This window comes from Halosimplex rarum (genome assembly GCF_047715405.1).
In the GTDB taxonomy this organism is placed as follows: Archaea; Halobacteriota; Halobacteria; order Halobacteriales; family Haloarculaceae; genus Halosimplex; species Halosimplex rarum.
Genome location: NZ_CP180412.1, coordinates 107,548 through 130,285 on the forward strand (window position 1 = coordinate 107,548; position 22,738 = coordinate 130,285).

Consider the following 22,738-nt stretch of genomic DNA (forward strand, 5'->3'; position numbering starts at 1 on the left):
TCACATATGAACCCGAGCCGTACCCTGAGTGAAAGTATAATCGACAGACTGCGGCGGGGTACCTGTCCCCGTCTGGCGGTTCCGTGAGCGGAAGTGGTCGTCGGGGTATCAGGTCCGAGCCGAGGGGATCGGCCGCCCGGCCGACACGTCCGCGACCGTCCGACGTAAAGGATATACCACCGGGGAACGCGCACGTTGGTATGCCGAGTGAGTGGAGCGGTGCGGCGGTCGACCCCGGCGGCGGCAAGCCCGAACCCAGGGACTGGCAGGACGTCGACGTCCCGGGGCGGCCCGCCGCGTTCGCCGGCGAGGACCGGGTCGCCTACCGGACCGTCTTCGACGACCCGCGCGACCCCGACGACGCACTGGCCCTGCTCGGACTCCGCGGGCTGTACGCCAACGCCGAGGTCTGGCTCAACGACGAGCTAGTCGCCGAGTCAGACGCCGTCTTCGACCCCGTTCGGGTGCCGTTCGAACCCGACGAGGAGAACGAACTCGTCGTCGAGTGCTGGGCCCCCGAGGACCGCTTCGGCGGCATCCACGACACCGACCGGATCCCGGCGAGTGAGTCCGTGCCGGGGATCTGGTGGGGCGTCGACGTGACCGGCCAGCCCGACCCGTTCGTCGTGGACGTGGACCTGACGTCGCGACGGACCGACGGCGGCGCGGCCATCGACGCGGCCGTGGAGGTCTACGGGTCCGAACCGCTCGACGACCGGCTCACGCTGACGACGAAGCCCGCCGGCGACCGCCGCGGCCGCGGGATGATGGACCGCGCGAGCGTGACCGCGGCCGCGGGCGAGCGAGGCGTCGCGGAGAAGGCCATCGACGTGCGCGACCCGTCGCTGTGGTGGCCCCGCGGGATGGGCGCCCAGCACCGCTACGAGGTGCGCGCGAAGCTCGACGACGCCGTCCGGACGGAGACGACCGGGATCGCGACCGTCGAACAGGCAGAGGACGGTGGGATCCGCGTCAACGGCGAAGACGTGCCCGTCCGCGGGGTCGCGCTGCAGGACGCGACGGTCCAGGACGCCGAGCGGGCCGTCGAGGTGAACGCGAACCTCGTGCGCGCCCACGCCCACGTGCTGTCCGAGGACGTCTACGAGGCCTGTGACGAGGCGGGACTGCTCGTCTGGCAGGACATGCCGCTGACGGGGGCGGGCGTGTTCGACATCGCGCGCGGGCAGGAACTGGCCGAGCGGCTGGCGCGCACCTACGCCCACCACCCGAGCCTCGCGGCGGTGGGGATCCACGACGAGCCGACCGAGACGTTCGCCAGTCGCGTCGGGTCCGGGCTGGTCGACCGGCTGCGATTCCGCTGGCGGGTCTGGCGGAGCGACTACGACCGCGGCGCCGCCGAGGAGGTGGCCGAGGCCGTCCCCGACGGGCTGGCCGTGTTCCCCGTCGTCGGCGAACCGGGGACCGAGCCGGACGCCGCCGCGCTGTACCCCGGCTGGGACTACGGCGGCGTCGACGACCTCGACTGGGTCACCGAGCGCTACGACCTCGGCGGGGTCGTCGGGGAATTCGGCGCCGGGTCGATCCCCGAGGGAGTCGATCCGGCGGACGACGGGTTCGAGCCCGCCGGGTTCGACGCGGCGAAACACGACGCCGCGGTCGGGAGCGACGACCCCGAGGCCTCGCAGGCGTACCAGGCGGAACTGGTCCGCGGTATCGCCGAGCGGTTGCGAACCGACGGCGCGCCGGTCGTCGTCGCGAACGGGCTCAGGGACGCCGGCGCCGCGGGCATGGGCGTCTACGCGCGCGACGGGACGCGGAAAGACGCGGCCGACAGCCTCGCGACGGCGTTCGAACCGGTCCAGGCGTTTCTGGTCGGGGCGTCGCCGGGCGAGTGCGAGGTCGTCGTCGCCAACGACGCGCCCGAATCGGTTTCGGGGACGGTCACCTGGACCGTCGGCGACAAGCGCGGCGAGACCGACGTGACCGTCGACGCGGGCGATCGGGCGGTCGTCGAGTCCGTCTCCGTCCCGGATTCCGCGTCGTCGGTCGATCTCGCGCTCACTGTCGGCGACGCGACTGTCGAGAACACGTACCGTTTATAAGCGATCCGTACTGTGTGGTAACGTCCCACGTACCGTTCTCGTCCCGTTCTCGGGCGCCTGGGGGTGTGAAGCGGGGGCACGGTTCACCGGAATATTTAAACCAGGGGAAGCGCAAGGGTTTGATACCAGAACGTCTCCGGCGTTCCGGCTGTATCGCACTTCGACCAGCATGACAGGACACCCTTGTTGTCGGCGTCAGCCACTCCGTAGCGGTGAGCCTGTCTCTCGCCGGAGCGGGTATGGCATAGAGGTACAATTATGGCAGACTCGATAGACGAATCCAAGAACGTATCGGTAACAGACGACGATCTCGAAACCAAGTCCAAGGGCGAGCTCATCAAGCTCGCGGGACAGCTTCGAGACCGACGAAACGACCTCAACCAGATGGCCTCCGAGCGGGCCTCCAGCCGCGACGACCTCAACGCGAAGACCCGAGAGAAGGTCGACGAGGCCCAGGAGCACCGCGAGAAGCGCGACGAGCTCAACCAGCAGGTCCAGGAGCACAAGGAGAAGCGCAACGAGCTCAACGCCGAGGCCAACGAGCTCTTCGACGAGGTCGAGGAGCAGCGCGACGAACTCGAACTCGACGAGGGCAAGGACATCGAGCAGCTCGAGTCCGAGATCGAGGATCTCGAGTTCAAGCAGCAGACCGAGGTCCTCTCGGCCGAGGACGAACGCGAACTCATCGAGAAGATCGAGGAGAAGCGCGAGAAGCTCGCCGAGAAGAAGGAGAAGCTCAACCAGGGCGGCGACCTCGAAGAGATCAAGGCCGAAGCCGAGGAGATCCGCTCTGAGGCCTCCAAGCACCACCAGAAGGTGACGGAGCTGGCCGACGAGGCCCAGGAGCACCACAACCAGATGATCGAGGCCTACCGCGAGGCGGACGACATCCGCGACGAGGCCGACGAGATGCACGAGAAGTTCGTGGAGGCCCAGGAAGCGGCCGACCAGCACCACGAGGACTTCGTGCGCGTCCAGAAGCGCCTGCGCGAACTGGACAAGAAGGAAGAAGAGGAAGAGCGCGAGGCGCGCCAGGAGAAAGAGGAGGCCGCCCGCGAGGAGGCCGAGGAGATCTACCAGAAGTTCAAGGAAGGCGAGACCCTCGACACCGAGGACCTCATGAAGCTCCAGAAGACCGGCCTGCTGTAAGTTCTGCGACGCTACTTTCTGCGTTTTCCACGGCCGCGTAGCCGCCGCCGTGGCGGCTGACTCGTCGCTGCCGTATCCTGTCGCGCCGCCGCGACTCTCCATCGCGTCGCACACGCCGCGGTCGGCCCCCTCCTTTTTGCTGCCAGGTGGCGAGTCACTTCCCATGGAGCGGGAAGCGGGAGGGGACTCCGGACGCGGGCGCCCGTCGCGGAGGGCTGTGCTGCGGCGCGGAATCGTCGCCGGCGTCGGCGCGCTCGCCGGCTGCTCGCTGTTCGACGGGCCCGCGACAGACGAACCCGAGCGGACGGCCGATCCCCCCGACGCGACGCCGACGACTGCGGGGACCGTCGGGCCGACTCCGACTGGGACGGGGACGGACGCGCCCGGAACCGACGCGGGGGACCGTGAGTCGACACCGACGGATCGAGCGCCATCGACCACTCCCGGCGCGCAGTCGCCCACTGGGGAGTGGCGGGTCGTCCAGGCGGACGACGCTCACACCGGCTGGAAACGCGAGACGGTCGGGCCCGAGCCGCCGGTCGAGGTGACGTGGTCCGTCGGCCTGGGCGGGGGCGTCCAGCGGTCGGTCACGGTCGCGGACGGGCTCGCGTACGCGGGGAGCGCGGCCGGATCGGTGACCGCCGTCGAGACGGTCGACGGCGCGGAGCGATGGACGCACGAGCGGCGCAGCGAGGTTCGAGCGACGCCGACGGTCACGGACGGGACGGTGTACTGCGGCGACGAGAACGGGGACCTGACCGCCGTCGACGCCGCCAGCGGGAGCGAACAGTGGTCGTTCGCGGCCGAGGGCGACCGACCGGGGCCGACCGCGGTACGGAGCGGACCGGTCGTCGCGGACGAGACGGTCTACGTCGGGGCGACCGACGGTCGCGTGTACGCGGTCGACGACGGCGGGAGCGAACGGTGGTCGTTCGACGCCGGTGGCTTTCTCGGCGTCGTCGCCCCCGTTGCGCTGGCGGGTGGCCGGGTGTTTGCCGGCAGCGACGCCGGCCGGTTGTACGCCGTCGACGCCGCGGACGGGGAGGAGTTCTGGCGCTACGCGGGGACGGGCGAGACCCGCGCGTGGTCGGGTCCAACGGTCGCCGACGGCGTCGTCTACGCCGGTGGAGTCCCCGGCGGCGTCTTCGCGATCGACGCGGTGGGCGGGACCGAGCGGTGGCGCCTCGAGACCGACCGGCCGGTGTTCTCCTCGCCGGCGGTCGCCGACGGGACCGTCTACGTCGGCACCGACGGCGGCCTGGTGCTGGCGCTCGCGACCGAGGGGGGGAGCGAGCGGTGGCGGTTCGAGACGGACGGCGCGGTGAAGTCGTCGCCGGCGGTCGTCGACGGGACGGTCGTCTTCGGGACGACCGCGGGCGCCGTCGTGGCACTCGACACCGAAGCGGGGACCGAGCGGTGGCGGTTCGAGACGGACGGCGCCGTGACGGGATCGCCCGCGGTCGTCGACGGGACCCTCTACGTCGGCGACACCGCCGGACGATTGTACGCGCTCGGGACCAGCGGGCAGTGAGTCGGGTCGACGGGAGCCGGCTCAGGCGGTCTCCGGGACCGGGTCGGCGATGACGACGGCCTCGCCGTCGATGACGGTCTCGTCGTCGCTGTCGGTCACGGTCGTGGTGAGCCGGTAGCGGTCGTCGCCTAGCTTCTCGACCACTTCGCACTCGGCGGTGACGCGCTCGCCGACGTCCACGGGGCCGAGGTAACTGACCTGCTGGGAGAGGTAGACGATCAGACCCGGCAGTCGCGCGAGCGCGGCGCTGACGACGCCGGCGACGAGCGTGCCGTGGACGATGCGCCGGCCGAAGCGCGTCCCCCTGGCGTACTCGTCGTCGAGGTGGAGACGGTTGGTGTCGCCGCTGGCGTCGGCGAACTCCTCGACCTCGGTCTCGTCGAGTGACTTCGAGAAGCGAACGACGTCGCCGACGTCGATGTGGCCCTGGTGGCCGACGTACTCGAACTCCCAGTCGGCCTTCTCGTAGGCGGTGTCGGCGCGGTCGGTCTGGCGGACGACATCTTCGGCGGCGTCCACGTCGCGCGCCGGCCTGCGGACGTGCGGGATGTGCTGCGAGAGCAGGCTTGCGGTGATGATACCGACGAGTTCGCCGTCGTCGAGCACCGGCAGCGAGCCGATGCCGTGAGTCCGTAGTCGCTCGGCGGCCGCGACGATCGATTCGTTCGCGTCGACCGTGTGGACCGGGCTCGACATCACGTCGGCGGCGACGAGGGCGTCCGGGTCGCGGTCGTCGACGAGCAGCGCGACGGCGTCCGACTGGGCGACGATACCGACGAGTTCGCCGTCTTCGACCACGACGACCGACTCGACGTCGGGGTCGTCGAGCGTGCGCGCGACCGCGAACGCGTCCGCGTCCGGCGCGACCCTCTCGGCCGTCTCCATGAGTTCCGTGACTGCGGGAGGACGAAGCATCGTGTCGACCGTTCGAGGGGACGGGCCTTGAGAATAGGGGCGCTACGAGGTGCCGACGGTCACTCGTCGGTCGCGCTCAATTCAGGGGGGTAGTGATCGAAGTGAGGCGACCGTCGTGAGAGCTTGCTCTCCCGGAACACGTACCGCAGGAACGAGCGAAGCGAGCGACGAGGAGCGCAGTACGTCCCTCGACCGGAGCGGGTCGAGGGCTTTCGTCGCTCGCTGTCGTCTGCCGGGGAGTTCGCGTCTAGCGAGCGGGTCGAGATCAGACACGGGTCAAAACGGACGAGAGCCGGTGCACCAGCGAACACACAGACAGGGAGAGCAGCTAGATGTCGCCGGCCATGGCGTCGAACAGGCGGTCGACGAACTCCTGACGGTCGAGGCCGTCGCCGGGGCCGAGACCCTCCATGTGTTCGACGGAGAGCTGGCCGCCGCCCATGCGGGCGTGGCCGCCGGCGTTGGCCATGGGAATTTCCTCGACGACCGCCCGCAACGTCTTGCCCATGTGGACGCGGTCGTCGCGCGATCGACCCGAGAGATGCAGCGTGTCGCCCTTTTGCCCCATCACGACGACGGCGGTCACCCCCTCCAGTCGGGTGAGCTCGTCGGCGGCCTGGGGGATGGCGTCGGCGTTGGACACCTCGCCGACGTCGCTGACGGCGAAGGCGTTGCGCACGGAGCGCCTGTCGATGGCGCGGGCCTTGACGTCGAGGACCTCGGCGTCGACCTGTGGGTTGGCGATGCGGTCGAGGCGGTCCTCGTCGATGCCGTCGTAGAGGTAGGCGCTGGCGGCGAACTCCGCGGCGGAGCAGCCCTTGGTGAGATGTTTGGTGTCCGACTGGATGCCGTAGAGGAGGCCGGTGGCGGTGTCGGAGTCGAGGACGCGGTCGGCGTCGCCGTTGATCGCCTCGGCCTCCTCGGGGGAGAGCGCGTCCCAGTTCTGTTGCTCGAAGTACTCGGCGAAGATGCTGGCGCAGGCGCCGTGGTCGGGGCGGACGTCGGTGAACTCCGAGCCGGTGCCGTCGCCGGGGTGATGATCGACGACCGCGACGGGGTCGACGCCCTCGGCGCCGGCGAACCCGCGGGGTTCGTTGTGGTCGACGAGGACGACGTTCTCCGAGAGCAGGTCGCTGGCGGTGTCGATCTGGTCGAAGTCGAGGTCGAGGACGGTCTCGAACGCCCGGTTCTCCTGGTGGCGGATCTGACCCGGGTACTGCAGCGAGGTGTCGACGCCGACCTCCTCGGCGAGTTCGGCGACGGCCAGGGCCGAGGCCATGGCGTCGGGGTCGGGGTTGGGGTGCATGAGGACGGAGACGTCCTCGTAGGCCGCGAGCTGACTGGCGAACCGCTCGCCGGGCGTCCGGCGGAGGCGTCTGATCCCCCACCAGAGCGCGACGAGGACCGCGAGCAAGCCGACGACGGCGGCCGCGAGGACCAGCGGGTCCTGCTCTGCGACCGCCGACGCGGCGTCGGAGGGCGCGGCAACGCCGACGCCACCCGCGGCTGCGTGTGGCATATCCGGGCTGTCGCCTTCGAGGGTCAAGTAGTTTCTCACTGTTCCGCACGACAGTATTTCACCCGGAAGCCATCCGCTCGACCGTCGTTTCCGCCGATTCACTGCAATGCGTCGCGGGACGTGACGATCCGAGCGCGACCGACTGCTTACCGGTCCCGACCGTCGCCGTCTCCGAGATACGCGTCGACGGCGGCCCGGTACCCCTCCCGGAACGTGGGATACTCGAACTCGTATCCCAGCTCCCGCAGTCGGTCGTTCGCCACGCGCTTGCTCGTCCGCAAGCGCCGTTCGACCGTCTCCGAGAGGTCCTCGGCGGCGAGTCGGTCTTCGATAGTCCGCTTGGGCGGTTCGGGCTCGCCGCACTGTTCGGCGAGCCAGTCGGCGAAGGTCCACTTGTCGACCGGTTCGTCGTCGACGACGTTGACCGCCTGCCCGCGAGCGCGATTCGATTCGAGCAGGTAGCGGACCGCCCCCGCAGCATCGTCGCGGTGGACCATGTTGAGATACCCCTCTGTCACCGGCCCGTCGACGTAGCGCGACAGGCGGTAACGGTCCGGGCCGTACAGTCCCGCGTAGCGCGCAACCGTCCCGACGCAGTCGTACTCCGCGGGGCGCTCGACGGCGATCCGCTCGGCCTCGGCGAGCACCTCCGTCTTGGGGGTCGTCGGCTCGATTGGCGTCGACTCGTCGACCCAGTCGCCGCCGTGGTCACCGTATACGCCTGTGCTCGACGTATACACGACGCGGTCCGGCGGGTCGGCGCGTCGGCAGAAGTGATCGATGGCGGTCGAGAGCCCGTCGACGTACACCTCGCGGGCGGCGTCGGCGCCGCGGCCGCCGCTGCTCGCCGCGAAGACCACGGCGTCGGCGTCGGGGACCGCTTCGAGCGCATCGGCGTCGGTGACGTCCGCCTGGACGCCCGAGAACCCAGCCGCTTCGATGCGCTCGACGCCCTCCGTCGACCGGCGGACGCCAACCACGTCGTGGTCGGCCGCGAGCTGCCGGCCGAGTTCCAGACCGACGTAGCCGCAGCCGAGGATAGCGATGCGCATGTTATCGCGATTCGAGGAAGTGGTGGACCGCCGCGTATTCGGCGAGAGTGATCGGGTAGCGCCCCTCGACTTTCTGCTGGATCTCCTTGGGATCCATCTCGTCGTCCAGTCCGGTCGCGACGGCGTCGACGTCGACGACTGCGGTCGTCATCCCCATCAGTAGCATGTCGAGGGCGTCCATCTTCAGGGTCTCCCCGTCTGGTCGTTCCGGGTCCGTCGAGAGGATAGCCGCCGCGGCCTCGAGGGTCAGTTCGGGCTCGTCGCGGGCCGCGACCGCCTCGACGACGTCACGGTCGACGCCCGAGCGCTCGACGACGGTGTCGACGCCGACCGCCTCCACCGTGTCCGCCAGCGTCTCGCCGTACGCAGTGCGCAACTCCTCGGGTGACAGTTCGCCCGCCGACTCGAACTCGCCTCTGAGCATACTCGCCCTTGGCCGTCGGCCTACAAGTCACTGTCACTCTCGTCCCGGCACTCGTGGTCCGATGGCGCCGTCCCGTGACGAAAGCCGGTGACACCGGCTCGATACTCTCCGGTTTCGCAGTCCTTGCTCGACCCGTTGACGGACAGCGGGTACTCCTCGCCGGTCCACGGCCGCTCCCGGTCGACGGGGCCGGGGACGGCCCACCCCTTCGATTCCTCGATCGCCTTGCCGTCGATGTCGCCGACGCCGGTCCCCCCGGCCGGGACGACGACCACGACGGAGGTCCGGGTCGTGAACGCCACGCGCGAGGCCCGACCCAGTACGTCCCCTTCGCCGTCGCCGTCGATATCGAGCGTCGCGTTCGAGCCGTCGCGGACGTAGTTCAGCGAGGCGTCGCCCGCACCGGGCGTCCGCCGCGGCGTCTCGACGGCGAATCGGGCGTACTGCCCGCGCACCGTCACCGACCAGACGTTCATCGTCGCGACCCAGTTGCCCAGCGGCGGCGCCAGGGGGATCCCCGCTGGGACCTCGCTGACCGACTCGTTGAACTGCTTCTCCAGCACGCCCGACACCTCCGACTTCACGCGCTTTCTGACCGCGGCCTTGACGTGTTCGGTCGCGGCCGTCACCGCCGGCCCCGACACCTTCCCGCGCTTGCGCTCCAGTGAGTCGTACAGCGCCGTCCGGAGGCGGAGCCGCACTCGGTCTCGCTCTCGGGTCGTCCAGCCGTCGTCGGTCGTCCGGTCCTCGGCGGCCGCGACGGTCGGTTCGATCACGGACCCGTTCGACAGCGCGAGCGCTCGCTCGTCGAGCGTCTCCCATCGCGAGAGCCCGTCGTCGACGATCTGGGCCCGCTGTACGGAACTGTTGCCGACATCTAGGGATCGTAACTCCCGTCGCAAGTCGGTCCGGATCGCGTCGACGGTCGAGTCGAGTTTCACGCGCAGTCGGTCGCGCCGTTCCCTGACCGTCGCGTTCGGCCGGTGGTCGAGCGTCTCGTTGGCCGCCCGGAGCGCCCGGGCGGCAGTCACGAGCCGTCGCTCACGGCTCGACCCGCCCGGCATGAGCGCCGTCAGCACCGCGTCGGTCGCGTCGCCGTACGGGACCGTGACGTAGTTGACATTCCGGGCGGTGAGCGGGTGTGTCGGCGAATCCTCCTCGCTGACCGCCGCGACGTCCTCGTGCGTTACTTCGGTCAGCGTCAGGTACGGCGGTGCGCCGTCGACGTGCATGTCGAGACCGGTGACGGGATCGGTTCCCGGCCCGCCGACGCCCCCGTCGGACCCCGGTCCAGCCCCGCGGTCGTCGGCGCGCGCGGCGTCGTACTCTGTTCGGAGTCGCGAGAGCGACGGGCCTCCGACGCTGTCGAGCGCGTCGGCGAGCGCGTCCTCGCGCTGGGAGTGTTCGTCGGCTCGCTCGTCCAGCCGGGAAGCCACGAGGCCGAGATACCGGCCACGGACAGCAACGCGGGCCTTCGCCGCGACGTGTGGATAGGTGACCGGCGCGTCGACGAGAGAGGCCCGTCGCTCGCGCAGGTGCGCTGCGAGCTCCGCGGCGGGATTGACCTCGTGGGTGCCCATCTTCCCGCGCGAGACCGACACCGACGCGTTCCGGACGGTCCGCCGCAGGTCGACGAGCCCGGCGTAGATCCACGGCGACACGTCGCCCGGCCACTCGCCGTCGACGGATCTGGGGCCCGTGTCGAGCGCGCCCCGGGCGGCCCGTCCGGCGAGCGCGTCCGGACCACCTGCGCCACCGACGACCGCTTCTCGGACTCGCTCGGGTACGTCGGCGAGGTTCGGGCCGTCGAAGGGGCCACCCCGTTCGTGGACTGTCGCGATCGGGTTGTCGGGCGCGTGCGGCGTGACGGCGTGGTCGCCGACGACCGACACGGTCACCCGCTTCGTCTCGGTGCTCGTCCGCGTCGTCGCGTTGACCGACCCGTTGTGATACCAGACGGCTCGGCGCTCGTGACGGAGCCGAACCGTGCGGACGTACGTCTCTAGCCGGTGATACCCAGACGGGCGCGAAACGCTCGGCCCACGCGTCGCGTTCGAGACGTCTATCACGTCCGTCTCGGTCGTCTCGGCCCTGAACTCCCAGCGGTCCGGATCCGCGGGCGGGCCCGGTCGATCCGGTTTCCCGCCGCCGATCCGCTCGGTCGCCGCGAGCGTCCGGACACGGGCACCGTACACCGAGTCGATGGTCCCGTTGATCGCCTCCTCGTAGAGCAACTCGCGGAACGCCCGGTCCGCGGTGAGGCCGACAGACACGTCGATGGTCTCGTTGGGCGACGGCGCGTCCGTCCCGCCCGACGCCAGCCCGGGGACGCCCGCGCTCTCGGCCGGCGTCGTCGCCGACCGCAGTTGCTGCTGGAGGAGTTTGTTGACGCCCGGGTCAGCGGGACCGCGCGCCGATACGAGGTCCTGTAAGCCGACCGCCGCCATCGCCCCCGTGAGCGCCTGCCGCCCGTCGGGGTCGCTTCGGCCGAAGGTCGACCGCTGGACGTCCAGAACGGCGCCGTTGGCCACGAGTTCGACGTGACGATTGGCGACGACGTTGTCGATCGGTGCGCCTCCGTATTGGGCGTAGCCTCGCGCCCACGCCACGGCGTAGAGCCGAGTCGTCAACCGCTGTCCGAACCCCGGCTTGGCGACCCCGGCCTTCAGCCGCTTCTCGTACGTCTCGACCCGGTCGTGGACGGCCAGTATCGGAGTCGCGACCACCACGGAGAACGACACCCTTTCGGTGCCGAGGACGCGGCCACCGTTCGTGGCCTGCACGGTAACGTTCGAGAGCGTGACCCGGAGGCTCGTTCCGTCCGGCCCCGCCCGTTCGACCGCGACCCGCTCGATCGCCTCGTCGAGCGCTTTGGGCGTCGGCGTCGGCGCCAGCGTCGCGTTCGCCCGGACGCCGCGGTGAGTGCGCGTGACGGACCCGAGCCGCTCGCGCGCGGCGAGGTAGATCCGCGCCCGCAGGGCGTCCCTGAACGCCGTCTCCGGGTCGAGCACGTCGCCCCACTCGTTGTTCGCGGGCGTCAGCACCGGGTCGGTTGCGGCGGTGACGCTCGCGTCGGCGACGGCGCTCCGGACGGCCGCCCGCGCGTCCGCCGTCGCCCGCTCGACGGCCAGGTCGACAGCCGGTTCGGGCGTCGGTTGCGGCCGGTCCACGGCGCTGGCGAACAGCGCGCTGGAGAGGACAAGGAGGACGCCGACCAGCGCGAACGGGACGCGGCCGCGCGTCCCGAGTTCGAACCCGCGCCGGCTCACGGCGACCACGTCCTGACGACGAGTCGCACCCGGTGAGACCTGACCGCGCGCGCTGCCGCCTCCGGTGTCTCGAACTGCTGTCGCAGGTCCGCTCGCAACCGGGTCGCGAGCGCGCGGGCGAGCTTCCGATTGGCCCGTTCGACGGTCTGCGGGTGCGACAGACCAGGGTCTTCGACACCCAGCGCGTTCGCTGCCCGGCGGTAGCGGTGGGCGGTCAACGCCCGGTCCGGCCCCTCGCTGTAGAGCGCTGCTCGCATCTCTGGCGGGGGAAAGAGACCGTCGACGACCGACCCCGCGACGACTGTCGCGATGCCGCCGTACCCGCTCTTCCGAGCCGCCCGCCTGGCCTCGGTGGATACCTCGGGGAGACCACTCGAAACCGTCGCCGTCGCGACGGACACGTCGGCGTCTCGCGGCGGCCCGTCGCCGACGGCGAACGACGACCCGAGCGTCGCGTTGGGATACGGTCGCCAGGTGACGATCACCTGGACGTTCGCTTCGCGCGTGTGGAGTACCCGTTCGGCTGCGTCGCGGCTCTCCTCCCGGAGTTCACCGCCGGTGCCGACCAGCGACGTTCCTCCGAGCGAGGGTGTCGACACCGCCGCGGCGGCGAGCAACTGCGCGTGCGTGCCGCGAGCGCTCCGCGTGACGCCGACCGTTCGGTGCTCGTCGTCGCCGAGGAGCGACGACGATTCCACGGTCACAGACCGCGTGTACGTCACCTCCGCCGTGCTCGTCGCGAGCACGTCGGCGGTCTCCTGCGCGACGCGGTCCCCGTCGACGTCGCCCCGCGCGTCGATGCCGGCGAGGACGCCGACGGCGACGCCGACGAGGAGGACGAAGATCACGGTGTCGAACGCCGTGCTCGACGCTCTCACGTCCATACCCGCACCTCCAGCCGACCGGGAGCGACACGCCCGCCACCGACGCGGACGCTGACCCGTCGACTCGCGCTGTCGCCTGTCGACGGGGCGGCCGGGCCGGCGTGCTCGGTCACGTTGCCGACGGTCAGCGTCGCGTTCGCCTCGTACCCGGAAGGCGCGCGGTCGAGTGCGTCGGCCAGCCGTCCCGGCCGGGCGACGCCGCCGACGGTCACCGCCCGTTCCACGCGGTCTGCGGCGGCCTCGGCGTGGTCGCGGTCGACCGGTCCCGGGAAATTGGCCTCGAACGCGCCGGCGTAGAGCGCCAGCGCCAGCGCGACCACGACCACGGCGACCAGCGCTGCGACCGGTTCGGTCTGGCCACTACGCGCCGACGAGCGTCGCATTGACCTCCCCCCATGTGACGCGACGGACGACCAGCCGTTCGGGCGCCGGCTGCCACGACGGATCGCGCGTCCGCGATCGATCGAGCGCCCGCTCGAACCGCTGTTTACTCGCGAACGCGCGGCCCGGCGGCACCCCCTGCAGAACCGCGCCGAGGCGGTCACCGTCGCCGCCCGTCGCGGGCACGACCGGACCGTAGGCGAACGACGCGTGGGCGTCCCCGCCGGGACCGCGGAGACTGAGTCGGTGCGAGCCGAGCTGCATCTGGCGAGCGTCGACGGGGTGGCTGCCGGTCGCTTCGTGCGGGCTCGACGCGACGCTGTCGACGGTGCGGGCGACACCGGTCGCGTCCGGAGGCGGCGCCGTCGGAACGCGGAGCGCTAGCCCGAGGACGCCCGCGCCGACGACCGCGAGTGCCAGCCAGACGTACGTCGATTCCACGGCGGTGTCGAACATGGGTCGGCCTGGTCGCCCGACCGGATTTAAACCTTCAGACGAGCCACCCCGTGCCGACGAGGCCGGCGACGAAGACGACGCTGGCGAGACAGAGCGCGCGTCCCACTCGATAGCCCACGAGCGATCGGTCGAGCCCCCGTTCCAGGCCGGTCGCGAGCACCGTCAGGATCACCGCGAGCGCCGCGACGTAGATGCCGACAGCGATCCCGAGCGCGTCCGGCGAAACCGCGGCGGTGAGCGGCCCGTCCGAACTCATCTGCTCGGCGAGCGTGACGGTGGCGCCTCCGACGAGCGGACCGAACACCGCGGCCGTGTGTGCGAGCGTCGAGGTGACCCGCTCCAGGTCCCGCCTGATCTCCCGCTCGACGCCGCGGAGGTCGTCGAGGTGGGCCGCCATCGCGACGATGGCCGGTCCCGCCGGCTGGCCCTCCGAGGCGGCGACCGCGAGCAGTTCGGCGGTGCTCCGGGCGCGCTCGCTCGGGACGGCGGCGAGCGCGCCGTGTTCGCCGATGAACGACTCGCGGACGCCCGCGCGGACCTGGCGCTGCTGACGGGCGGCGTCGGCGAACACCTCGCCGGTCGCCGACTCCAGCAGCTCGACGGCGTCGTCGATCGCCGCTTCGACCGCGCGGCCGCGGCCGACCTCGCGACCCACGAGGTACAGCGCGTCGGGCAGCCCCGCTTCCACGGCCTCAACCCAGTCGCGGACGGCGGTCATCGGCCGATACGCGACGAGGAGCGCGACGCCCAGCCCCACCATGGGGGCCGTCACGAACGCGGTCCACGGCGCGGCGACGCGCCCGACGACCCGCCAGGCGCCCGCCGCTGCCGCCAGTCCCGCGACCGGCGCGGGCCACCGTCGGTCGGGCACGTCGGGGTGGGCGCGCGTGATCGGGGTCGGAGGGAACGCGACGGGACGACGCGAGAGCAACCACGCGCTCGCCGCGATCAGCGCCGCGGGGAGGAAGATGTCGTAGCCGAGCACGACCGCCGCGAGGGGGACTTCGACGCCCACCGTTCCGGCGGTCGGAAGCAACGCGACGAGCGCGAGCGGCAGCAACACGCCGAAGGCGTAGAGGGCCGTCGCGGGCCCCTGGACGGACGCCGCGAACTCGGCCATCGCCTCGCGAGTCCCGTCCAGCGTCACGTCGAGCGCGGCGTCGAGCGCCCGCTCGCGCTCCTCCGCCGGCGCCGACCCCGCCGACTCCACGAGCGTGAGCGCGCGTCGGAGCGCCGGGAACCACTCCGCCCACTCGTCCGCGAACGACGACAGTCCCGACTGCCCGGTTCCGCGCGCCCGCCGGACGTGCTGAGCGAGACTTCCAGCCAGCCGTCCCCCGCCGGTGTCGGCCGCGAACGCGGCGGCGGTCTCCGGCGTCGGCGTCAGCCGCATCCGCAAGACCGCGCTGCTGACGAGTTCGGGCGCCGTCCCGAGCGCACGAGTCCGTCGCGCGGTCGCCAGGACGTGAGGCAGGTATCGTGCGACGGCCGCGACCGCCGTCCCGACGAGCAGTCCGGCGGCGAGGGCCACCGACGGCGCACCGAACAGGGCGATCAGCGGCACCACGATGGCGACCGCGGCGACGACGGCCGCACCGTCGCCCGCTCGCAGCACCGTCTCGGGATCGAGGTCGTCGTCGAGGAAGGCGACCGCCCGTGTGATCTCCGGATCGGTCTCCGGCGTCCACGGGGGAACCGACGCGAGCGCCTCGACGGCAGCGACGAGCCGCGACGGTGCGCCCTGGCCGTTCCCGCCGGCGAGTCTGGGCGTCCGAGACGAGCCGTCCGCCGCCCCGGTTCGACCGTCGGGCGTCACGATTTCACCCGCTCGACGCGGGCCGGTTCGACTGTCTCGGGACCCGTGCGCCCCGTCGAAGCGAGGCCGTCGATCCACGCTCTCCGGGCCGCCAGTTCCTCGCGGAGGTCGGCGTAGGTCTCAGCCGGGCCCGTCAGCGACTCGACGAGCCGGCTGTTGCCGCGCTCGACCCGATCGGTGGAGGCGAGTCCATCGACCCCGCGCTCGAACAGCGCCGCGAATCCGACGGTGTCAGGCCCGCCTCCATCTCCGTGTCCTCCGGCGTGTGACGCCATCGCACCCGTGGAGTGGACTTCTTCGATCGAACCGACCCGCCGCTGCGTCCCCTCGTCCGTCTCGGTTGCTTCGAGCGTGACCAGGAAGTCCGTCGCGGCGAACGACGACGGAGCGACCCCGAGGTCGGAGACGACGCGCTCGCGGACGTCTGCACCGCCGTCGCCGTGAATCGTCCCGAGCACCGCGCCGTCGTTCGCGCCGACGCGCATCGCTTCGTAGAGCGTCTCGGCCTCCTCGCCGCGGATCTCGCCGACGACCAGCGCACCGCTCCCGAGGCGGAGCGCCGTGCGCAACGCGTCGGTCGGACTGGTCCCCGCCCCGCCGAGCGAGCTCCGGAGCGCCTGGACGTCACGGCCGCCCGACTGGAGCGCCTCCACCGGGAGTTCGGGGGTGTCCTCGATGACGACGCTCCGGGTCTCGGGCGGGACTTCCCAGAGGAGGGCGCCCAGGCAGGTCGTCTTCCCGGCACCGCGCGGGCCGGCGACGAGGCCCGCCGCGCCGCGCTCGACGGCGACCGAGAGGAGCGCGGCCGCCTCGGCCGTCATCGTGTCGTTCGCGACGAGCGCGGGCAGCGTCCAGGGCTCGCGGTCGCCCGCGCGGAAGGCGAAGGCGATGCCGTCGCTCACCGGGTCGGTCACCGCGGCGACGCGGACGCGCCGGCCGCCCGTCGCGACCGCCGCGTCGAGCGTCGGGTCCGCGCCGGAGAACGCCCGCCCGCTCTCGCGGCGGAAGCGCGAGGCCAGTGCTTCGGCGCCGTCGCGGGTGAGTCGAACGTTCGTCCGCATCGTCTCGCCCTCTACTCGGATCCGCAGGCGCGTCGAGGTGACCGGTGCGGTTGCGAACACGTCGGAGACGCGCTCGTCGGCGAAGAGGTCCGCGACGGCGCCGTAGCCGCGCGCGTGCTTCCGGAGCACCGCCGCGATGTCCTCGACGGGGTCGTCCTCCGCGGCGACGCTCCGCACCGCTCGCCCGGGCGCGCGTTCGGCGCCCGTGACCACGCCGTCAGCCAGCCGCTCGTAGGCGGCCGCGAGCGTCGCGGTCGCCGACGCGTCGAAGCGCGCCTCGACCGGTTCGAGGTGGTACGTCCGGACGGCCTCGTCGGGCCGGTCGTAGACGCGGACGACCGCGCCGGACCCGAGCTCTCGCCGCGACACGAGCCGCGCGTCGACGGGCGGCCGAGCGGCGACCCGAGAGCGGCTCACCGTCGGGCCCACGAACGGGCGGAGCGCGTCCTCGTAGTCCCGCGCTCGGTCGGCCCCTTCCGCCAGGCCCGTCTCGGCGGCGATCCGGTTCACGGGACCGGCCCGGCCCGTCGCTTCCCGGGCCGCCGCGAGCGGATCGCGGGGCGCCAGCCCGGCCAGCCGCTCGTCGCGGAACCCGACGGCGTCGGCGAACCGACCGGCCGCGACGAGAAACGCCGCGGCGTCGCCCTCGTAGGCACGAACGACGCCGTCCGCGCGGGTCGTGACCGTCGTCGCGTCGCGCTCGGTGAGACGGTCGACGACCGTCTCGCGACAGGCCTCCGACGACTCGAGTCGGCCCGCCTCGGGGCAGTCGTTCGCGTCGACGGCGAGCCGGTCGCCCTCGAACTCGGGCCGGCACCGACACCGTCCGGCCTCCTCGTCCCCGCGGAGTCGTGACAGCAGCGCGTGCATGGCGGCGGCTGGTCGCGGGTTCGTACTTCAACCTTCGCGCCGAGCACGGACGACGGCCGTCCCGTCCTCGTCGACGAGTCGGAGCTCCAGCCGCGCCTCTCCACCGGACAGCCGGAGGGGTCGGCCGTCGCGCGGTCGAATCCGCACGTCGTCCGTGACGACGGTGTGTTCGGTGCCGCCCGAGACGCGCCACGTGAACCGTGTCGCGTCCTCGCCGGTCGCATCCTCGCCGGTCGCGTCTCTCTCGGTTCCGTCCGCACTCTCAGTTTCGCTCGACGCGGGCGTCGCGGCGTCTGCCCTCGGCGGTCCGATCGAGAAGTGCTCGACGCCGGCGCTGGCGAACCCCTCCGTCGGAAGGCCGAGCGCGACGGATCGGCGCGCGGGGCCCGCGTCGCTCGGGAGCGCGTCGTTGCCGGCCGCCAGGGCTCGCGCTTCCCCGACGAGTCGCTCGACGGCGTCCCGGACCGCGGTGTCACTGCGCTGGACGCCCGCGTACTCCGTCGCCGGCACGACGACGCCTGCCACGGCGACGAGGAGCGCGACGGTGAACGCGACCCTGACCACGGGTCACAGTGCGTCCCTGACGCGTTCGATGAACTGCTCGGTCTGGCTCTCGGCCTCGGCCGGTCCCGGTTCGTCGCTCCCCGCGTCGTCGGCTCCGGACCGAGACCGCTGTGGTCGGCTCCGCCCGCCTCCCCTGGCCTGCCGACCGGAGTGCGGCGCTCCCTCGTCCCGCGGTGCTGGGGCGCTCCCCGGTGGGATCTGGCCGTCCCCGTCGCGGTCTCCACCGGCCCCCGAGTGACCCACGTCTCCTCCAGACCCGGCGTTGACCCCGTCGAGATCTGTCGAGTCCGCCGGCGATCGGCGGGCGCTCGCGGGCGAGTCGACGGAATCGCCGGCGTTCCCGGGCGACCCGGCGGGCCGTTCGCCGTTCGGAGCGGGCGCGGCAGGCCGCTCTCGCGCCCGCCCCCCTGCGCCCGGGGGAGCGACGGTCGGTTCGACGGGCGAACCGCCGTCTTCGACGGTGGATTCGAGGGCCTCGGCCTTCGCGAGCGCGGCGCTGGCGCGGCGCTCGACCTCGCGGTTGACCGCGCGGACGTTCCCGGCGTAGCCGCGGACGGCCTGCAACCCCGCTTCGAGTTCGTCGACGCGGGATTCGAGGGCCGCGACCCGCGCCTCCAGGTCGCTCGCCTCGCCGACCGCGTCGGCGGTCTCCCGGAGGTCGGTCAGGTCGGTGTCGTCGTCGGTCAGCGCGCGCTCGACGGCCTCGAGTCGCGCTTCGAGGTCTCGCTCGGACATGGGCGACCCTCGTCCCGTCACCGCACTTGAACCTTCGCGCGGTCCCAACGTTCAATAACCATTGCGCCGAGGGTAGGGGTATGAAGGTCGTCCTGATTGGTGTCGGCCAGGCCGGGGGGAAGGTCACCCAGCGGCTGGCCGAGTACGATTACGACATGGGGTTCGGCGCCGTCCAGGGCGCCATGGCGGTCAACACCGCCGAAGCTGATCTCCAGAGTCTGGACATCGACACGATGCTCATCGGTCGCGACCGCGTCAAGGGTCACGGCGTCGGGGGGGACAACGAACTCGGCGCCGAGATCATGCAAGACGAGGCGACGGAGGTGATGGACGGCCTCGACGCGAAGCTCTCCACGGAAGCCGAGGCCGTCGTCATCGTCGCCGGCCTCGGCGGCGGCACCGGCAGCGGGGGCGCCCCCGCGCTCGCCCGCGAGCTCAAGCGTATCCACGACATCCCCGTCTACGTGGTCGGCGTCCTCCCCGGCCGTGACGAGGGCGCGATCTACCAGGCCAACGCCGGCCGCTCGCTCAAGACCGTGGCACGCGAGGCCGACTCCCTGCTGCTCATCGACAACGACGCCTGGCGGACAGCCGGCGAGAGCATGGAGGAAGGCTACAAGGAGATAAACGACAACATCGCCCAGCGGCTCGGCCTCCTCTTCGCGTCGGGGGAGATCGAGGCCGTCGACGACATCGCCGAGAGCGTCGTCGACTCCTCGGAGATCATCAACACGCTCCGCCCCGGCGGGATGGCCGTCCTGGGCTACGCGAGCGCCGCCGCAAGCGAGGACGCCGGCGAGAACGTCAACGCGATCACGTCGACGACCCGCAACGCCCTCCTGACCGGGACGAGCGTCCCCAACGTCGTCGAGGCGGAGACGGGCCTGCTCGTCGTCGCCGGTCAGCCCGAACGCATCTCGCGGAAGGGCGTCGAGCGCGCCCGCTCGTGGATCGAAGAGGAGACCGGGAGCATGCAGGTCCGCGGCGGCGACTTCCCGCTGGACTCAGAGCGCATCGCGACGCTCGTGCTCCTGGGCGGCGTCGAGCGCTCCAACCGCATCGACGAGTTCATGCAACGCGCCCGGGAGGCGAGCGAGTCCAAACAGCAACACGAGAGCGAGGCCAAAGAGGCGTTCGTCAACGAGGAGCTCGACGACCTGTTCTGAACCGACCGCCCCGGGGCCACTGCCACTGTCGGGTCCCCGGCGCCGTCGTCCGCGCTGCCCGCCGTCTGGAAGCGAAAGCTCTAATCGCCGGGGAGGAAAAGGGAGAGACATGGCTGACGACGAGTCCGACGAGGAGGAGGCACCCGCGGTCGAACTCGGCGAGGGCGAACCGGTCGAGGGCGCGCCCCTCGCCCGCGTCGCCTCGCGACTGAACTGGGGGATGGCCCACAGCGAGATCGTCGACCGCGAGGGCGACGCCACGATCCGGACCCCCGACGGCCCCCAGCAGCTGGCCGGCGTGATGGACGACGTCGACGTCCCCTACTTCGAGAGCCGCCGGGAGTTCACCGACGCCGTCCGCGAGGTCACCGGGACCGGCCCGATCCCCACTGCCGACGAGTGAGCGGTTCGCCCAACCCTCTCGCTGACCATCTCGATTACCCGTCGAAGGCCGTGCGAAGCGCAACGGACGGGTTCCGGACGTCACATCGTCTGCTGTTCGGTTCGATTACGTGTATACTGTCTGACCTGTAGTGATCCTCCTCAATACGCACGTTCTAGTAGCGTTCGCCCGAACGTGCAGTCGGGAGGCCGACCCCTCTGACACGTCCGCCCGGAGACGGATTCTCCGCCGTCGGGCGTCGCACACCTCCCGCTACTCAAGTAACTGGTCAGCGATGGTGTTCCGGAGCACTTCGCTCGTCCCCTCGTAGATCTCGTTCAGCTTCGCGTCGCGGTAGTACCGCTCGACGTCGAAATCCGTGGTGTAGCCGTAGCCGCCGTAGATCTGGACGGCCTCGTTGGTCACCTCACGGGAGATCTCCGAGGCGTAGAGCTTCGCTTGCGCGGCTTCCTTGACGTAGCGCTCGCCGCGCATCTTCCTGTCCGCCGCCGCGTGCATCAGGTAGCGGGCCGCCCGGATCTTCGTGTCCATGTCGGCCAGTTTGTGCTGGATGGCCTGGAACTCCGAGATGGGCCGGTCGAACTGCTCGCGGTCCTGGGCGTACGCCAGCGCGTCGTCCAGCGCGGCCTGCGCGAGGCCGATCGATCTGGCGGCGATCGTGATCCGACCGCCGTTGAGCGTCTTGAGCGCCTGGACGAGCCCCTCGCCCTCCTCGCCGAGTCGCCGGTCGGCGGGGATCTCCATCCCGTCGAAGCGCAACTCGGCGGTGGGACAGCCCTTGTCGCCGAGCTTGTGCTCGGTGCCCTCGACGTGGAACCCGTCGTCCTCGCCGGGGCGGACGACGAACGACGAGATGCCCTTGCCCCCGGCCTCGGGATCGGTCTTGGCGAAGACGACGACGGTGTCGGCGACGGACCCGTTCGAGATCCAAAGCTTCCCGCCCTCGATCGTGTAGGTGTCTCCCGAGCGCTCCGCCGTGGTCTCCATCGCGGGCACGTCGCTTCCTGCGCCCGGTTCCGAGAGTGCGAACGCGCCGATCTCCCGGCCCTCGGCCATCGGGGTCAGGTACCGCTCGCGCTGGTCCTCGTCGCCGAACTCGTAGACCATGTTGCAGGCCAGCGAGACGTGGGCGGCGACGATGGTACCGAGCCCGCCGCTCCCCCGTGATATCTCGACCAGCGCCTCCGGATAGGCGTGGTAGTCGAGTCCGGCGCCGCCGTACTCCTCGGGGATGGGCATGCCCATCAGACCGAGTTCGGCCATCTGGTCGACCAGGTCGGCTGGGAACTCGTCGGTCTCGTCGATCTCGGCCGCGCGCGGGACGACCTCGTCGTCGACGAACTCCGCGACCATGTCGCGGATCTGGCGCTGTTCCTGCGTGAGGGCGAAGTCCATGGAGGCATTACCCGCGCTCGTCCCTTGATTGTTCGGCAGGCACGGGGGCGCTCGAGCCGGCCGTTTCAGGAGCGCGACGCCTCGACCGACACGTCCTCGTCGACGACGAGTTCGAGCGTCTCGCCGTCGCGTTCGACCTCCAGTGCTACTTCCCAGGGGTCGGTGTCGCGGACGGTCAGGGACTCGTCGGTCATCGCCCACGCGAGTTCCCAGTGGGGGCGGCTGGTCACGTCGACTCCGTGGTCGTGGAAGAACGCGACGACGGCGGGGTGGTACAGCACCGCGAGACCGACGGACATGTAGTGGCGGGCGCCGCAGTGGTCGCACTCGCTGCCGACGAACACGTCGAATCGCTCGCTCCCCTCGGACCAGACGTCCTCGCCGCGGACGAACTCGGTGTCGAGTGGGCTCACGCAGGTCGGACAGACGCCACGGGCGTACGCGAGCATCTCGTGGCGGTTGTACTGGTCGACGCGTTCGAGGAGGTTCTGGACGTCGCCGGTCTCGACGGTGCTGGGCGGGAGCTGGGCGTGCGAGTACACGTGGTCACAGCCCGGACAGCGCAGTTCGAACGTCCCGTCCTCGTACTCCCCCTCGACCGGAGCGCCGCAGAAGTAACAGTCGAGCCCGATCTCGAACGGCTCGACGGCCGCCCGCCGGTTGAACGTCCCGGCGCGGATCTGTCGGTAGAGCGCGAGCCCCTCCGACCTGAGCGTGTACCCGTCGTCGTCGCGGTCGACGAACTGCCCGACGAGCTGCGAGAGGTGGTAGTTGAACTGCCCGCTGTCCATCTCGGCGTCGACGCGGGACCGGAGGTCGGAGAAGGAGACGCCCTCGTGGGGCGTCTCGCCGAGCGCGCGGAGGATCGCCGCTCGCGTCTCGTTGCCGATGAGCGCGAAGGCGTCCTCCGGGTCGGCGCCGGCCCCCGCGGACGCGGTGTCGGTGTCGTCTGGCACGTCCTGACGTTCCCGATTCACGTCGAAATAGGTTGGGGAGCCGCGGCGGCGGTCCGACGTGACCGACCGCCGTGCGGTCCGGATCGACCGCGAAACGAGGAAGCACGGGCCGGATTACCCACCTTTTTC

Annotated in this window: 19 protein-coding genes; 5 read left to right on the forward strand and 14 right to left on the reverse strand. The window is 71.4% G+C overall.

Translation table 11 applies throughout. The features are described 5' to 3' along the window. Positions 1-200: 200 nt before the first annotated feature. From ACMGFH_RS00450 to ACMGFH_RS00460, 3 genes are all read left to right on the forward strand, one after another. Positions 201-2,063 (forward strand): hydrolase, encoded by a 1,863-nt coding sequence (locus ACMGFH_RS00450; protein WP_415380810.1) that lies wholly within the window; start codon positions 201-203, stop codon positions 2,061-2,063. 258 nt (positions 2,064-2,321) lie between these two features. Continuing rightward, positions 2,322-3,212: a coiled-coil protein gene (locus tag ACMGFH_RS00455; RefSeq protein WP_415380811.1), complete on the forward strand. Its 891-nt coding sequence runs from the start codon at positions 2,322-2,324 to the stop codon at positions 3,210-3,212. Positions 3,213-3,429: 217 nt separating this feature from the next. Further along, positions 3,430-4,743 carry a PQQ-binding-like beta-propeller repeat protein gene (locus ACMGFH_RS00460; RefSeq protein ID WP_415380812.1) on the forward strand — a complete coding sequence of 438 codons (1,314 nt, stop codon included), beginning with the start codon at positions 3,430-3,432 and terminating at the stop codon, positions 4,741-4,743. A 21-nt stretch (positions 4,744-4,764) separates the two neighbouring features. On the opposite strand, the gene ACMGFH_RS00465 is transcribed toward ACMGFH_RS00460, so the two are convergent. From ACMGFH_RS00465 to ACMGFH_RS00520, 12 genes are all read right to left on the reverse strand, one after another. Further along, complete coding sequence (locus tag ACMGFH_RS00465; protein WP_415380813.1) at positions 4,765-5,658, reverse strand: CBS domain-containing protein; 894 nt, start codon at positions 5,656-5,658, stop codon at positions 4,765-4,767. Positions 5,659-5,986: 328 nt separating this feature from the next. Next, positions 5,987-7,177: a DHH family phosphoesterase gene (locus ACMGFH_RS00470; RefSeq protein WP_415380814.1), complete on the reverse strand. Its 1,191-nt coding sequence runs from the start codon at positions 7,175-7,177 to the stop codon at positions 5,987-5,989. Positions 7,178-7,323: 146 nt separating this feature from the next. Continuing rightward, positions 7,324-8,229, reverse strand: coding sequence for an SDR family oxidoreductase (locus tag ACMGFH_RS00475; protein WP_415380815.1), 906 nt, complete (start codon positions 8,227-8,229; stop codon positions 7,324-7,326). 1 nt (position 8,230) lies between these two features. Beyond that, positions 8,231-8,653 carry a DUF5791 family protein gene (locus ACMGFH_RS00480; RefSeq protein WP_415380816.1) on the reverse strand — a complete coding sequence of 141 codons (423 nt, stop codon included), beginning with the start codon at positions 8,651-8,653 and terminating at the stop codon, positions 8,231-8,233. Positions 8,654-8,673: 20 nt separating this feature from the next. Further along, positions 8,674-11,922 (reverse strand): hypothetical protein, encoded by a 3,249-nt coding sequence (locus ACMGFH_RS00485; RefSeq protein ID WP_415380817.1) that lies wholly within the window; start codon positions 11,920-11,922, stop codon positions 8,674-8,676. Continuing rightward, entirely contained in the window at positions 11,919-12,806 is an 888-nt protein-coding gene (locus ACMGFH_RS00490) for a hypothetical protein (protein WP_415380818.1), read from the reverse strand. The genes ACMGFH_RS00485 and ACMGFH_RS00490 overlap by 4 nt, the downstream gene beginning before the upstream one ends. Next, entirely contained in the window at positions 12,797-13,189 is a 393-nt protein-coding gene (locus ACMGFH_RS00495) for a hypothetical protein (RefSeq protein ID WP_415380819.1), read from the reverse strand. The genes ACMGFH_RS00490 and ACMGFH_RS00495 overlap by 10 nt, the downstream gene beginning before the upstream one ends. Then, complete coding sequence (locus ACMGFH_RS00500; RefSeq protein WP_415380820.1) at positions 13,167-13,643, reverse strand: hypothetical protein; 477 nt, start codon at positions 13,641-13,643, stop codon at positions 13,167-13,169. The genes ACMGFH_RS00495 and ACMGFH_RS00500 overlap by 23 nt, the downstream gene beginning before the upstream one ends. Before the next feature lie 34 nt (positions 13,644-13,677). Then, positions 13,678-15,459 (reverse strand): type II secretion system protein, encoded by a 1,782-nt coding sequence (locus ACMGFH_RS00505; RefSeq protein WP_415380821.1) that lies wholly within the window; start codon positions 15,457-15,459, stop codon positions 13,678-13,680. Further along, complete coding sequence (locus tag ACMGFH_RS00510; protein WP_415380822.1) at positions 15,456-17,390, reverse strand: ATPase, T2SS/T4P/T4SS family; 1,935 nt, start codon at positions 17,388-17,390, stop codon at positions 15,456-15,458. The genes ACMGFH_RS00505 and ACMGFH_RS00510 overlap by 4 nt, the downstream gene beginning before the upstream one ends. A gap of 27 nt (positions 17,391-17,417) precedes the next feature. Then, positions 17,418-17,954 carry a hypothetical protein gene (locus ACMGFH_RS00515; RefSeq protein ID WP_415380823.1) on the reverse strand — a complete coding sequence of 179 codons (537 nt, stop codon included), beginning with the start codon at positions 17,952-17,954 and terminating at the stop codon, positions 17,418-17,420. A gap of 3 nt (positions 17,955-17,957) precedes the next feature. Then, on the reverse strand, positions 17,958-18,689 hold the full coding sequence (locus ACMGFH_RS00520) for a hypothetical protein (protein WP_415380824.1): 732 nt from the start codon (positions 18,687-18,689) through the stop codon (positions 17,958-17,960). 80 nt (positions 18,690-18,769) lie between these two features. Between ACMGFH_RS00520 and ACMGFH_RS00525 the strand changes: the two genes are divergently transcribed. Next, positions 18,770-19,855: a tubulin/FtsZ family protein gene (locus tag ACMGFH_RS00525; protein ID WP_415380825.1), complete on the forward strand. Its 1,086-nt coding sequence runs from the start codon at positions 18,770-18,772 to the stop codon at positions 19,853-19,855. A gap of 109 nt (positions 19,856-19,964) precedes the next feature. Next, the gene (locus ACMGFH_RS00530; RefSeq protein ID WP_415380826.1) at positions 19,965-20,258 is read left to right on the forward strand and encodes a DUF5789 family protein; all 294 of its coding nucleotides are present in this window, start codon (positions 19,965-19,967) and stop codon (positions 20,256-20,258) included. 252 nt (positions 20,259-20,510) lie between these two features. Here the strand turns inward: ACMGFH_RS00530 and ACMGFH_RS00535 are convergent, their stop codons facing one another. Both ACMGFH_RS00535 and ACMGFH_RS00540 read right to left on the reverse strand, forming a co-directional pair. Next, positions 20,511-21,653, reverse strand: coding sequence for an acyl-CoA dehydrogenase family protein (locus tag ACMGFH_RS00535; protein WP_415380827.1), 1,143 nt, complete (start codon positions 21,651-21,653; stop codon positions 20,511-20,513). 65 nt (positions 21,654-21,718) lie between these two features. After that, positions 21,719-22,609: a winged helix-turn-helix domain-containing protein gene (locus ACMGFH_RS00540; protein ID WP_415380828.1), complete on the reverse strand. Its 891-nt coding sequence runs from the start codon at positions 22,607-22,609 to the stop codon at positions 21,719-21,721. Between the last annotated feature and the right edge of the window lie 129 nt (positions 22,610-22,738).

Excerpts from the sequence above, each read along its gene's own strand:
- ACMGFH_RS00450 (WP_415380810.1), top strand. The coding sequence starts at position 201 with ATGCCGAGTGAGTGGAGCGGTGCGGCGGTCGACCCCGGCGGCGGCAAG.
- ACMGFH_RS00455 (WP_415380811.1), top strand. The coding sequence starts at position 2,322 with ATGGCAGACTCGATAGACGAATCCAAGAACGTATCGGTAACAGACGAC.
- ACMGFH_RS00465 (WP_415380813.1), bottom strand. The coding sequence starts at position 5,658 with ATGCTTCGTCCTCCCGCAGTCACGGAACTCATGGAGACGGCCGAGAGG.
- ACMGFH_RS00470 (WP_415380814.1), bottom strand. The coding sequence starts at position 7,177 with ATGCCACACGCAGCCGCGGGTGGCGTCGGCGTTGCCGCGCCCTCCGAC.
- ACMGFH_RS00475 (WP_415380815.1), bottom strand. The coding sequence starts at position 8,229 with ATGCGCATCGCTATCCTCGGCTGCGGCTACGTCGGTCTGGAACTCGGC.
- ACMGFH_RS00480 (WP_415380816.1), bottom strand. The coding sequence starts at position 8,653 with ATGCTCAGAGGCGAGTTCGAGTCGGCGGGCGAACTGTCACCCGAGGAG.
- ACMGFH_RS00490 (WP_415380818.1), bottom strand. The coding sequence starts at position 12,806 with ATGGACGTGAGAGCGTCGAGCACGGCGTTCGACACCGTGATCTTCGTC.
- ACMGFH_RS00495 (WP_415380819.1), bottom strand. The coding sequence starts at position 13,189 with ATGCGACGCTCGTCGGCGCGTAGTGGCCAGACCGAACCGGTCGCAGCG.
- ACMGFH_RS00500 (WP_415380820.1), bottom strand. The coding sequence starts at position 13,643 with ATGTTCGACACCGCCGTGGAATCGACGTACGTCTGGCTGGCACTCGCG.
- ACMGFH_RS00510 (WP_415380822.1), bottom strand. The coding sequence starts at position 17,390 with ATGCACGCGCTGCTGTCACGACTCCGCGGGGACGAGGAGGCCGGACGG.
- ACMGFH_RS00520 (WP_415380824.1), bottom strand. The coding sequence starts at position 18,689 with ATGTCCGAGCGAGACCTCGAAGCGCGACTCGAGGCCGTCGAGCGCGCG.
- ACMGFH_RS00525 (WP_415380825.1), top strand. The coding sequence starts at position 18,770 with ATGAAGGTCGTCCTGATTGGTGTCGGCCAGGCCGGGGGGAAGGTCACC.
- ACMGFH_RS00530 (WP_415380826.1), top strand. The coding sequence starts at position 19,965 with ATGGCTGACGACGAGTCCGACGAGGAGGAGGCACCCGCGGTCGAACTC.
- ACMGFH_RS00535 (WP_415380827.1), bottom strand. The coding sequence starts at position 21,653 with ATGGACTTCGCCCTCACGCAGGAACAGCGCCAGATCCGCGACATGGTC.